The sequence below is a fragment of the Herbaspirillum sp. Her2 genome (genome assembly GCF_057961375.1).
Genome location: NZ_CM176331.1, coordinates 5,527,808 through 5,540,446, shown reverse-complemented (window position 1 = coordinate 5,540,446; position 12,639 = coordinate 5,527,808). Strand labels below are relative to the sequence as shown.

The window sequence follows — 12,639 nt, the reverse complement described above, 5'->3', positions numbered from 1 at the left end:
AAGCAAAAGGCCCGTTCCCGGGGGGAACGAGCCTTTGGACTGCCTGGCGTAATGAAACGAGGTCCGATCAGAAGGGAATATCGTCGTCCATGTCCGAGAAGTTCGGCGCCGGGCGCTGGGCCGGCTGCTGGCGCGGGGCACCACCGCCAGCTGCTGCGCCACCGCCGGCGCTCTGGCGCGGAGCACCGCCGCCGTAGCTGCCGCCACCGCCGCCACCGCCACCGTAGCCGCCTTCGTCCATGCCACCGCCACCGCCGCCCGCACCCTGGCGGCCGCCCAGCATCTGCATGGTGTCAGCGATGATTTCGGTGGTGTAGCGTTCGACGCCTTCCTTGTCCTGCCACTTGCGGGTCTGCAGGCGGCCTTCGACGTAGATCTGCGAGCCCTTCTTCAGGTATTGGCCGGCGATTTCAGCGAGCTTGCGGTAGAAGGTGATGCGGTGCCATTCGGTGAGCTCCTTCTTTTCGCCGGTGTTCTTGTCCTTCCAGCTTTCGGTCGTGGCGACGGCGATGTTGGTGACGGCTTCGCCGTTGGGCATGTAGCGGGTTTCCGGATCGCGCCCGAGATTGCCGACGATGATGACTTTGTTGACCGATGCCATTGTTTCTCCTGAATACGTTTAGGCTGTTGCACCCGCCGCCTGCGCAGCGCGGCGCGGCAGGTTTTTCATGTTAGCCGCGATTATAAGCCAGGTCAGCGTGAGGACGGCTGACAAGAGAAACACGGCGGAATTCCCCACATTTTGTTTGAGCCAGCCCCCCAAGGCGCCGCCGCAAGAAAGCCCCAGCGCCTGCAAGGTGTTGTAGACGCCCAGCGCCGCGCCCTTGGCAGCCGGCGGCGCGATGCGCGACACCAGCGACGGCTGGGCCGCCTCCAGGATGTTGAAGGCGACGAAGAACAGGAACAGCAGCGCCACCAGCATCCACACCTGCGCCAGCGGATGCGACAGCACCGCCCAGAAACCCAGCTGCACCAGCAGCATCAGCCCGATGGCCCCGAGGAAGACCGGTTTCATGCGGCCATATTTCTCGGCCACGAAGATCGGTGGCAGCATCAGCACGAAGGACGCGAGCACCACCGGCAGGTAGATCTTCCAGTGCTCCCCCAGCGGGATGCCGGCCAGTTGCACCAGCGCCGCCGGCACCACCATGAACATGGCGACCTGGGTCAGGTGCAGGGTGAACACGCCAAAGTTGAGTCGCAGCAACTCCGCATGGCGCAACACCTCGGACAGCGAGACGCGACGTGCCGCCACCATCGGTGCGGCCGGGACCACCCACACCACCACCGCGATGGCGATCAGCGACAGGATGCCCGTCAGGCCGAAGATGCCGCCCATGCCGATGGACTTGTAGAGCAGCGGCGAGGCCACCATCGACACCGCAAAGGTCACGCCGATGGAGGCACCGACCATGGCCATGGCCTTGGTGCGGTGTTCTTCCCGGGTGGAATCGGCGATGAAGGCCGTGATGGCCGCCGAAATCGCGCCCGAACCCTGCAGCGCGCGTCCGATCAGCAGCCACAGCACGCTGTGGGCAGCGGCCGCCACGAAGGAACCCAGCGCAAACAGCAGCAGCCCGATGACGATGATGCGCTTGCGCCCGTAGCGGTCGGAAGCGATGCCGTAAGGAATCTGGCCGAACGCCTGCGCCAGGCCGTAGATGCCCAGGGCGATGCCGACCAGGGTGTCGCTGTCACCGCCGGGCAGGCTGTGGGCGTGCACTGCGAACACCGGCAGCACCAGGAACAGGCCCAGCATGCGCAGGGAAAAAATGGAGGCAAGAGAAACGCTGGCGCGCACCTCGGCGCGCGACATGCCGGATTTTTCAGGCTGTGCGGTGGAACGGGAGTGGTGGGACATACGGTTCGTGACTGGCGTTGGCGACTGCCCGGCCCTGCAAGTAAAACCCGGCCGGGGCAAAAGCCGTATGGTAACAGGATAGTCCGGCTGACCGGCAGCACCGCCCAGCCCCTGCACTCCCGGCCCGCAGGATTGAGGCACTTCCATGTCCTGCGTCAACTTCCGCGGCCCCGCCGGATGGTGACAGCGGGACGGGAGTGTCGCGAATCTTCACAACTTTCCTGACAAACCTGTCATGTTAGGTACACCTTATGCCAAAATAGCGCATTGCTCATTTTTTCTGCAGTGCTCATAACAGCCGCCCCTTCCTGAACGGAAGATTTCAGCCCGGCCATAAACTTCGCCAAGAAAAAGAAGGCAATCACGCGTAATGGGGGGGAGAACCCGGACGCAGAGGATGGCGAACAGGTCAAGCGGTGTCCCGCATGCGGCGGCACGCTGGTGTCGTGCGCATCCTCGATGTCCTCCGGTTTTCAGTTTTTTTCCGTTTTTTGTTTGTTGCGCTGGCGGCGCAGGCCGCTCGCATCCGTATATTCAGCATGTTCCTATTTGATTCGCTCAACGAAGGCAAGACGAGCACTTCCCGCTCTGCGCAACCGGTCTCTGCTGCCGGCGGGCAAGCCCTGCCCGCCCGTCTGGCCTGGCTGCTGCTGATCCTGGCCGGTGCCGCCTGGCTGCTGCCGGGCGTGTTCGGCCATGGTCCCTGGAAACAGGATGAGACCTATACCTTCGGCATGATCCATCACATGCTGGTCTCCGGCGAGTACCTGGTTCCCACCAATGCCGGCCAGCCCTTCATGGAAAAGCCGCCGCTGTACTACTGGACCGCCGCGTTGCTGGCCAAGCTGGCCTATCCACTGCTGCCGTATCACGAGGGCGCGCGCCTGGCCAGCGTGCTCTACAACCTGGTCACGCTGGTGTTCGTGGCCAGGATTGCCAAGATGATGTGGGGCCAGCGCAGCCTGATGAGCCTGCCGGTACTGGCTACCCTGGCCCTGTTCGCCGGGTCGCCGGGCATGGTCAAGCACGCCCACGACATGTTCACCGACGTGGCCCTGGTCACCGGCGGCGTCATGGCCACCTACGGCCTGCTGGCCATCGCCCTCAACGAGGAGCGCCGCACGCCCGCGTGGAGCGCGGCCTTCTGGTTCGGCCTGGGGGTGGGCATCACCGAGATGACCAAGGGCCTGTTCGTGCCGCTCACCTTCGCCGCCACGGCGATGGCCGTCGGCGTGATGGTGCCGGCCTGCCGCTCGCGCTCGTACTGGAAGATGGTCGGCACCGCCGTGCTGGTCTCGCTGCCCTTCTTCGTGATCTGGCCGGCACTGCTGGCCCAGCACTCCATGCCCTTGTTCATGGAATGGTTCTGGGACAACAACGTCGGCCGCTTCTTCGGCTTCTCGGTCAAGAAACTGGGCTCGGACAACGACCACACCGTGATCCTGCGCGCCCTGGGCGGCTTTGCCCTGCCTGGCTCGGTACTGGCGCTGGTGGCGCTGGGCAGCGGCGACTGGCGTCAGGTCGGCACCAGCAAGGTGGCGCTGCCGCTGGCCTTTGGTGCCATCAGCCTGGCCGTGCTGCAGAGCTCCGCCACTGCCCGCCAGCTCTATCTGCTGCCGGTACTGCTGCCGCTGGTAATGCTGGGCGCGCGCGCCCTGCCGCGCCTGCCGGCGCTGGCCAACCTGGCGTGGGACTGGTTCTCGCGCCTGGCCTTCGGGGCGCTGGCCGTGGGGATCTGGGCGACCTACATCGTCTCCACCTGGCCGGCCGACCAGCACCAGCCCATCGCGTTCATGGGCAAGTGGCTGCCGCTGAGCTTCGTGACGCCGATCCAGCCGCTGGCCGTGCTGGCCGCGGGAGCCATGAGCATCCTGTGGATCGCCTCGCTGGGCCTGCTGAGCCGTGCCGGCCAGTGGCGTGGCGCGTTCTCGTGGTTTGGCGGGATCACCCTGATGTGGGGCCTGGCTTTCACATTGCTGCTGCCCTGGGCCGATTACGGCAAGAGTTATGAATATGTCTATGCCGATCTCCAGGCCAAGATCGGTCCGGCCTGGCAAGAGGGCGATTGCATGGCCAGCCAGGCACTGGGCGAATCGGAGGCGCCGATGCTGTACTACTACACCGGCATCCTGCACCAGCCCATCGACAGCGGCCGCCACACCGCATGCCGCTGGCTGATCCAGGAGATGCCCGACGCCGGCAAGCGTCCGCATGGTCACTGGACCCTGTTCTGGGAAGGCCGCCGCGACGGCGATGAAGGACAGTTGTTCAAGATCTACGAACGCGCCCACTGAGGGCAAGCGATTACATGACAAGAAACTGCCGGCCACGCGCCGGCTTTTTCTTGTCTGCTTCATCATTCATCAGCAATCCCTGCACCGGATCCGCCACGCAGACGATTTCCTGCGGCATTTGCGCTGCAAGGCCATGGCTTTTTCCACGGCCGCGCTTTCAATTCGACGATGCATGCCCACATGGGTCATCTGCCGCTGCAGCCCCGCCTGCCGGCCATTCGCAGTCCTGTTATAGTTACATGTTGTCCCCATCGCTGCTCCGCACAATGCGTGATCGCTCATCGGCTGATCGCACGCGGGGGCAGGCAACCCCTAGCTGAAGGCATCCATGGAAGAAATTCGCATTCGCGGCGCACGTACGCACAATCTCAAGAATATCAACCTAGACCTCCCCCGCAACAAGCTCATCGTCATTACTGGCCTGTCCGGTTCGGGCAAATCGTCGCTGGCCTTCGATACCTTGTATGCCGAGGGGCAGCGCCGCTACGTGGAGTCGCTGTCGGCCTACGCGCGCCAGTTCCTGCAGCTGATGGAAAAGCCCGATGTCGACATGATCGAGGGCCTGTCCCCGGCCATCTCGATCGAACAGAAGGCGACGTCGCACAACCCGCGCTCCACCGTCGGTACCGTCACCGAGATCCACGACTACCTGCGCCTGCTGTACGCCCGCGTCGGTACGCCCTATTGCCCGGACCACCCCGAGCATCCGCTGGAGGCGCAATCGGTCTCGCAGATGGTCGACGCAGTCCTGGCGCTGCCGGAAGACACCAAGCTGATGATCATGGCCCCCGTGGTGGCCAACCGCAAGGGCGAGCACGCCGACCTGTTCGAGGAGATGCAGGCCCAGGGCTTCGTGCGCTTCCGCATCCAGAGCGGCACCGGGTCGGCCAAGGTCTACGAGGTCGATGACCTGCCCAAGCTGAAGAAGACCGAGAAGCACACCATCGACGTCGTCATCGACCGCGTCAAGGTCAAGGCGGAGATCAAGCAGCGCCTGGCCGAAAGCTTCGAGACCGCACTGCGCCTGGCCGATGGCCGCGCCATTGCGCTGGAAATGGACAGCGGCAAGGAACACCTGTATTCCAACAAGTTCGCCTGCCCCATCTGCGGCTATTCGCTGCAGGAGCTGGAGCCGCGCCTGTTCTCCTTCAACAACCCGATGGGTGCCTGCCCGGAATGCGATGGCCTGGGCCACATCGAGTTCTTCGATCCCAAGCGCATCGTGGCTTTCCCCAATTTGTCGCTGGCCTCGGGCGCGATCAAGGGCTGGGATCGCCGCAACCAGTTCTACTTCCAGATGCTGACCAGCATCGCCGCCTACTACGGCTTCGACCTCGATGTGCCCTTCGAGCAGCTCGACGACAAGGCCCAGCAGGCAGTGCTGTACGGTTCGGGCCGCCAGACCATTCCGTTCGCCTACGTCAACGAGCGTGGCCGCACGGTGGTCAAGGAGCACACCTTCGAAGGCGTGGTCAACAACCTGCAGCGCCGCTATCGCGAAACCGATTCGATGGCGGTCAAGGAAGAACTGGCCAAATTCATCAACGAGAAGCAATGCCCGTCCTGCCACGGCGCCCGCCTGCGGGTGGAAGCGCGCTATGTGAAGGTGGGTAGCGGCAAGCAGCAGCGTGCCATCTACGAAGTCGCTGCCACGCCGCTGCGCGAGACCCTGTCTTTCTTCGAGACCCTGAAGCTGACCGGTGCCAAGAAGGAAATCGCCGATCGCATCATCAAGGAAATCGTCTCGCGCCTGACCTTCCTCAACAACGTCGGCCTGGACTATCTCTCGCTGGAACGCAGCGCCGATACGCTCTCCGGCGGCGAAGCCCAGCGCATCCGCCTGGCTTCGCAGATCGGCTCGGGACTGACCGGCGTGATGTATGTGCTGGATGAACCCTCCATCGGCCTGCACCAGCGCGACAACGACCGCCTGATCGATACCCTCAAGCATTTGCGCGACATCGGCAACACCGTGCTGGTGGTGGAGCACGATGAAGACGCCATCCGCACTGCCGACTACGTGGTCGACATGGGCATCGGCGCGGGCGTGCATGGCGGTGACGTGATCGCCCATGGTTCGCTGCCGGACATCCTCAAGAACAAGAAGTCGCTGACCGCCAAGTACCTGAACGGCTCGCTGGAAATCGCCGTGCCCAAGAAGCGCACGCCCTGCGATGAATCGCGCATGCTGACCATCACGGGCGCCACCGGCAACAACCTCAAGAATGTGGACCTGGAACTGCCGGTGGGCCTGCTGACCTGCGTGACCGGGGTCTCCGGTTCGGGCAAGTCGACCCTGGTCAACGACACGCTGTACCTGTCGGCGGCACGCCACCTGTACGGTTCGCAAACCGAACCGGCCGAGCACGAAGCCATCGGCGGACTGGAACACTTCGACAAGGTGATCGCGGTGGACCAGGCGCCAATCGGCCGCACGCCGCGCTCCAACCCGGCCACCTACACCGGCCTGTTCACGCCGATCCGCGATCTGTTCGCCACCGTGCCCATGGCCAAGGAACGCGGCTACAGCGCCGGACGTTTCTCCTTCAACGTCAAGGGCGGCCGCTGCGAAGCCTGCCAGGGCGATGGCGTGATCAAGGTGGAAATGCACTTCCTGCCGGACGTGTATGTGCCCTGCGATGTCTGCCACGGCAAGCGCTACAACCGTGAAACGCTGGAAGTGCAGTACAAGGGCAAGAACATCACCGAGATCCTGGACATGACGGTGGAAGACGCGCACGAGTTCTTCAAACCCGTGCCGCTGATCGCGCGCAAGCTGCAGACCCTGCTCGATGTGGGCCTGGGCTATATCAAGCTGGGCCAGAGCGCCACGACCCTCTCGGGTGGCGAGGCGCAGCGCGTGAAGCTGTCGCTGGAATTGTCCAAGCGCGATACCGGCCGTACGCTCTACATCCTGGATGAGCCGACCACCGGCCTGCACTTCCACGATATCGACCTGCTGCTCAAGGTGATCCATCGTCTGCGCGACCAGGGCAATACGGTGACCATCATCGAACACAACCTGGACGTCATCAAGACCGCCGACTGGATCATCGATCTCGGTCCCGAAGGCGGTGCCGGCGGTGGCCGCATCGTGGCGGCCGGTACGCCCGAGGACGTGGCCAAGAATCCGGCCAGCGTCACCGGCAAGTACCTGGGTCCGCTGCTGAAGAAGAAATCGAAGCAAGAAAAATAAGTCCGGACTTGCGCGCGCGCAAACGATACAGAATTGCTGCCCATCTGTATCTTGCGCTGCGCCGGCCATGGCATAGAGTCATGCACCTGGCCGCCATCCGGCGCACAATGAAGGCTCGCCCGTCCGCCATGGACGGGCCGCCGTGCAACCCCGAAAGTCCATCATGTCGAACCCGCTGTCACCCGCCCAGGTCGCCTTCTTCCGCGAACAGGGCTATCTCCTGCTCAAGGGCATGGTCCCTGACGCCCTGCGCGAACGCCTGCTCGCCGTCACGCAAGATCACCTGCAACGTGCTGTCGCACCGCTGGAATACGAAGCCGAAGTCGGCTACGAAGGCGCTCCCGCCTCGCTGGAGGCCGAAGGAGGCCGCACCGCGCGGCGTCTGCGGGCAGCCTGGCAGCGCGATCCGGTGTATCGCGAATGGGCCGCCGATCAACAACTGGTGGCCATGCTGCACCAGTTGTTCGAGGAACCGGTCTGCCTCACGCTGGCGCATCACAACTGCATCATGACCAAGCACCCGGCCTTCGGCACCGCCACCGGCTGGCACCGCGACATCCGCTACTGGTCCTTCCCGCGCAATGAACTGATTTCGGTATGGCTGGCGCTGGGTGCGGAAACGCCGGAGAACGGCGCGCTCAAATTCATCCCCGGCTCGCACAAGCTCAAGCTGCAGCCGGAACAGATGGATGAACTGGATTTCCTGCGCCCGGATGTGGCCGCCAACCAGGCCCTGTTTGCGCAGGGCATTGCGCTGTCACTGGCGCCGGGCGACGTGGTGCTGTTCCACAGTGGCCTGTTCCATGCCGCCGGCCGCAACGACAGTGAACAGGTCAAGTGTTCGGCCGTGTTCGCCTATCACGGCAAAAGCAATCCGCCCCTGCCCGGTACCCGTTCGGCTGCGTCCGAGGATATGGCCCTGGACACTTGAACGACTGTACTGGCTGGGGGCGGATCACTGTACCGGCAAGGTCGAAGCGACCGTACCGGTACGGAAAGACGCGGTGACTTGCGGTGTCAGTGAAGCAGCAAGCCACCCTTGCCCGGCAAGGCCGCTGATGCCGGCACAGCCACCGTAACAGTTGCACGCGCGGACAGCGCCTGGGCTGCCGGTACGCCGGCGACGGCAGTACCGCCGAGCCGGAACACGCTGACCGCTTCCGACAGGCGTGCCGCTTGTTCCTGCATGGACTGTGCGGCGGCTGCGGCCTGTTCCACCAACGCGGCGTTCTGCTGCGTGGTTTCATCCATCTGCGTGATGGCATTGTTGACCTCCTCGATGCCCTGGCTCTGCTCCTGCCCGGCTGCACTGATGTCGGTCACCACTTCGCTCACGCGCTGCACGCTTCTGACCACTTCGTCGATGGTCTGTCCGGCCTGTGCCACCAGGGCACTGCCGGTCCCCACCCGCGTGACCGAATCATCGATCAGGACCTTGATCTCCTTGGCTGCGGCCGCAGAACGCTGTGCCAGTGAACGCACTTCCGACGCCACCACGGCGAAGCCGCGTCCCTGCTCACCCGCGCGCGCCGCTTCCACTGCGGCGTTCAGGGCAAGGATGTTGGTCTGGAAGGCGATGCCATCGATCACGCTGATGATGTCGACGATCTTGCTGGAAGACTGATTGATGGAACTCATGGTATCGACCACCTGGCGCACCACCTCGCCCCCGCGCACCGCCACTTCGGAAGCGGAGTGCGCCAGTTCCTTGGCTTGCTGCGCACTGTCGGCATTGTGGCGCACGGTGGAGGTCAGCTGTTCCATGGCGGACGCCGTTTCTTCGAGCGCCCCGGCTTGCTGCTCGGTACGCGAGGAGAGATCGAGGTTGCCATGCGCGATTTCGCTGGAAGCGGTGGCAATGGTATCCGTGCTCAGGCGCACCTGGCCGACGATGCCCTGAAGGTTGTCATTCATCTGCCGCAGCGCCTGCATCAGCTGGCCGGTTTCATCCTGGCTGTGGACGTCGATCTGCTGGGTGAGATCACCGGCAGCCACGGCCTGGGCCACGGTGACCGCACGCTGCAGCGGACGCGAAATCGCCCGCACCAGCAGCACGCCCATCAGCAGCGCCACGAACAAACCCGCCGCCATGGCCACGCCCATCACCACCAGCAGGGTCTGGTAACGCTGCTGTGCCTGTTCGTGCAGCTCGCGCCCGACCGTGCGCTGCAGGTCCATCAGTTGCGCCAGCGTGGTATGGGCATCGGCGTAGAGCTTGAGCATGACGCCGCCATACAGTTCGATCGCACCCTGGAAGTCGCGATTGCGCAAGGCTTCGGCCGCCGGCTTGATGCCATCGGTGACGAACTTCTGGCGCTGGGGAATGAGCTTGTCCAGCAGCACGCGTTCATCGCTGGTGAGCTGGGTGTCCTGGTATTGCTTGACGATGGCGTCGTTGGCCTTGATGGCCTTCTCGATCCGGTCCATGTTGGCATCGATGTCGCCGGAGTCGCCGACGATGGAGGTGGAGATGCCATTGCGCGCCGCATCCAGCGCCGCCGACATGCGCTCCAGCTGGGAGAAGGCGACCAGGCGGTCTTCATAGAGCGAGCGCATCTGCGCATTGGTCGAACGCAATCCGACCAGGCCCAATACGCCTGAGCCGACCAGCATCAGCGCCAGAAAGCCGATGACGAAAATCAGGCGTGCCCTGATGGTTAATTTGCTGAACATGTTCCTCCCGGACTTCACTTTTGTTTTCTCTACAACGGATTCATTGTGTGGACCCGTAGTCCTGATGCGTCCAGCGCGCGCCGATAAGGCTGCGTCGCTGCCACCCGGAAACACTAGCATTTCCCGTACCAGGGGAACAGGTCCGGGATGTGGGAAGTGAACATTTATTTTTGGCAGGCTGGAATGATGAGCAGATGTGCTGAAGTGTGCGGCACGAGCCGCTGCGCATCGGCTGCCAGCGGCGCTCTCCGGCTATTTGCTGAGCAGGCGTTTTTCGGCGCGCAGGATGGCTTCGGAACTGCCGCGCAGCACCACGATGTCGCCGGCCATCAGTTCGGTGTCTTGCGGCGCTTCCAGCCGTTGCTTGCCGCGTCGCAGCATGGCGACTTCGGCACCACATTGGGCCGGCAGGTCGATGTCGGCCAAGGTGTGGCCGATGGCGCTGGCACCGCCGATGAGGGTGACAGATTGCAGACGCACGTTCATGCCCACGCCATCGGCTTCTGCATCGGACATGCCGTGGAAGTAACCGCGCAGTGAAGCGTAACGTTCATCGCGCGCATCCTGCACGCGGTGCACCACGCGGCGCAGCGGCACGCCCAGCATCACCAGCGCATGCGAGGCCAGCATGAGGCTGCCTTCCAGCGCTTCCGGCACGACTTCGGTGGCACCGGCGGCCAGCAGCTTTTCCAGGTCGGCATCATCGTGGCTGCGCACGATCACCGGCAGCTCCGGTTCCAGCTCGTGGGCGTGATGCAAGACTTTCAATGCCGAGGGTGTGCTGGCATAGGTCACCACCAGCGCCGCCGCGCGGTGGATGCCGGCAGCCACCAGGCTCTCGCGCCGGGCCGCGTCACCGTAGGAAACATTGGCGCCCCCATTGCGGGCGTCCTGCACCAGTTCCGGATCCATCTCCAGGGCGTGGTAGGCGATCCCCTCCTCTTCCAGCAGGCGCGCCAGGCTCTGGCCGCTGCGGCCGAACCCGGCGATGATCACGTGCTTCTGCACACCCATGGTGCGGGTCGCCAGTTGCGTCAAGGCCAGCGATTGCAGCATCCATTCATTGGCCGACAGCTTCATGACGATGGCGTCGGACTGGGCCAGGATGAAGGGCGTGGCCAGCATCGACAGCACCATCGCGGCCAGGATCACCTGGATCAGCATGGGATCGACCAGCTTGAGGCCGCCGGCCTGGCTCAGCAGCACGAAGCCGAACTCGCCGGCCTGCGCCAAGCCCAGGCCCACGCGCAGCGCCACACCGGTGGTGGAGCCGAACAGGCGCGCCAGTCCGGCGATGAGGGCAAACTTGAGCAGGACCGGCCCGGTCAGCAGCAGCAACACCAGGAACCAGTGATCCACCAGCGTGCGCACATTGAGCAGCATGCCGATGGTGATGAAGAACAGGCCCAGCAGCACATCGCGGAAGGACTTGATGTCTTCTTCCACCTGGTGCTTGAACTCGGTCTCGGAAATCAGCATGCCGGCGATGAAGGCCCCCAGCGCCAGCGACAGGCCGGCCTTCTCGGTGATCCAGGCCGCGCCCAGGGTGATCAGCAGCAGGTTCAGCATGAACAGTTCCTGCGAGCGCCGCTTGACCACGATGCGGAACCAGCCGCGCATGAGCTTGCTGCCGAAGAACAGCAGCAGCGCCAGCACAACCAGCGCCTTGCCCACGGCCCAGCCCAGCGTGACCATGATGTTGCCGGAATTGTTGGCCAGCGCCGGCACGACGATCAGCAGCGGCACCAGCGCCAGATCCTGGAACAGCAGCACGCCGAGGATGCGGCGACCGTGTTCGGTCTCCAGCTCCAGCCGCTCGGTAAGCAGCTTGGAAACGATCGCCGTGGACGACATGGTCAGCGCCCCGCCCAGCGCAAAGGCCGCCTGCCAGCTGACGTTGGCGAACTGCGGCAGCACCATGGCCGCGCCCCAGGCCACCAGCATGGTGGTGGCAATGGTCGCCGCCACCTGTGCCACGCCCAGGCCGAAGACGATATGGCGCATGGCCGAGAGCTTGGAGAGCGAAAACTCCAGACCGATGGAAAACATCAGGAACACCACGCCGAACTCGGCCAGCGCATGGGTGGTTTCATTGTCCTCGGCAAAAGCCAGGCCGTGCGGGCCGATGATGATGCCCACCACCAGGTAGCCCAGCATCGGCGGCAACTGCATCATGCGGAAGGCGACCACGCCAAGGACTGCGGCAGCCAGAAGGAAAAGGGTCAGTTCCAGTCCGGAAAACATTGCTGTTGGGGTTTCTTGTCAAAAGCCGCCGGGCTGCGGCGGGGTTCGATATGAATGAATTTGTAAAATTGGCAACGCACCAGCAAAAGGCAGTTCACCTGACCAGTGTGCAATATGAAGGAAAGCCTTGGGCGGCGAGGCGCGAAATCGCCTTGAAATTCATACGTGTGGCTCCACAACAGCAGAGTAATTCAGTGCGACCGTGAACCCTCCGCGCTTGCTGCAATGCCATGCCCCATCCCGGCAATGGCCGGAAATCCCCCGTGGCAGCGGTGCTGCGGCGCGATGCAACGCTGCATATCACGTCAAATCCGGCAGCATTCCCTTACATCTGGCAAGTTTTTTGCTTTGCTAATTCGTTTATACTTCGG

The 12,639-nt window shown here is 63.7% G+C and carries 7 protein-coding genes; 3 read left to right on the top strand and 4 right to left on the bottom strand.

Annotated elements, in window-relative coordinates:
- Positions 1 to 67: 67 nt before the first annotated feature.
- Positions 68 to 601 (bottom strand): single-stranded DNA-binding protein, encoded by a 534-nt coding sequence (gene ssb / locus ACWHXP_RS25165; protein WP_489634776.1) that lies wholly within the window; start codon positions 599 to 601, stop codon positions 68 to 70.
- An 18-nt stretch (positions 602 to 619) separates the two neighbouring features.
- Positions 620 to 1,861 (bottom strand): MFS transporter, encoded by a 1,242-nt coding sequence (locus ACWHXP_RS25160; protein ID WP_084319844.1) that lies wholly within the window; start codon positions 1,859 to 1,861, stop codon positions 620 to 622.
- 539 nt (positions 1,862 to 2,400) lie between these two features.
- Between ACWHXP_RS25160 and ACWHXP_RS25155 the strand changes: the two genes are divergently transcribed.
- The 3 genes from ACWHXP_RS25155 (at position 2,401) to ACWHXP_RS25145 (ending at position 8,282) form a co-directional block, all read left to right on the top strand.
- The gene (locus ACWHXP_RS25155) at positions 2,401 to 4,155 is read left to right on the top strand and encodes an ArnT family glycosyltransferase (protein WP_489634777.1); all 1,755 of its coding nucleotides are present in this window, start codon (positions 2,401 to 2,403) and stop codon (positions 4,153 to 4,155) included.
- A gap of 328 nt (positions 4,156 to 4,483) precedes the next feature.
- Positions 4,484 to 7,351 carry an excinuclease ABC subunit UvrA gene (gene uvrA / locus ACWHXP_RS25150; RefSeq protein ID WP_134223400.1) on the top strand — a complete coding sequence of 956 codons (2,868 nt, stop codon included), beginning with the start codon at positions 4,484 to 4,486 and terminating at the stop codon, positions 7,349 to 7,351.
- Between the two features lie 163 nt (positions 7,352 to 7,514).
- Positions 7,515 to 8,282, top strand: a complete 768-nt coding sequence (locus ACWHXP_RS25145; protein WP_489634778.1) for a phytanoyl-CoA dioxygenase family protein — start codon at positions 7,515 to 7,517, stop codon at positions 8,280 to 8,282.
- A gap of 86 nt (positions 8,283 to 8,368) precedes the next feature.
- Here ACWHXP_RS25145 and ACWHXP_RS25140 read toward each other — a convergent pair whose 3' ends face one another.
- Both ACWHXP_RS25140 and ACWHXP_RS25135 read right to left on the bottom strand, forming a co-directional pair.
- Positions 8,369 to 10,024 (bottom strand): methyl-accepting chemotaxis protein, encoded by a 1,656-nt coding sequence (locus tag ACWHXP_RS25140; protein WP_489634779.1) that lies wholly within the window; start codon positions 10,022 to 10,024, stop codon positions 8,369 to 8,371.
- Positions 10,025 to 10,276: 252 nt separating this feature from the next.
- Complete coding sequence (locus tag ACWHXP_RS25135) at positions 10,277 to 12,268, bottom strand: monovalent cation:proton antiporter family protein (RefSeq protein WP_039784052.1); 1,992 nt, start codon at positions 12,266 to 12,268, stop codon at positions 10,277 to 10,279.
- Positions 12,269 to 12,639 lie beyond the last annotated feature (371 nt).

Coding starts and splice junctions, on each gene's coding strand:
- ssb (WP_489634776.1), bottom strand. CDS start 601: ATGGCATCGGTCAACAAAGTCATCATCGTCGGCAATCTCGGGCGCGAT.
- ACWHXP_RS25160 (WP_084319844.1), bottom strand. CDS start 1,861: ATGTCCCACCACTCCCGTTCCACCGCACAGCCTGAAAAATCCGGCATG.
- ACWHXP_RS25155 (WP_489634777.1), top strand. CDS start 2,401: ATGTTCCTATTTGATTCGCTCAACGAAGGCAAGACGAGCACTTCCCGC.
- uvrA (WP_134223400.1), top strand. CDS start 4,484: ATGGAAGAAATTCGCATTCGCGGCGCACGTACGCACAATCTCAAGAAT.
- ACWHXP_RS25145 (WP_489634778.1), top strand. CDS start 7,515: ATGTCGAACCCGCTGTCACCCGCCCAGGTCGCCTTCTTCCGCGAACAG.
- ACWHXP_RS25140 (WP_489634779.1), bottom strand. CDS start 10,024: ATGTTCAGCAAATTAACCATCAGGGCACGCCTGATTTTCGTCATCGGC.
- ACWHXP_RS25135 (WP_039784052.1), bottom strand. CDS start 12,268: ATGTTTTCCGGACTGGAACTGACCCTTTTCCTTCTGGCTGCCGCAGTC.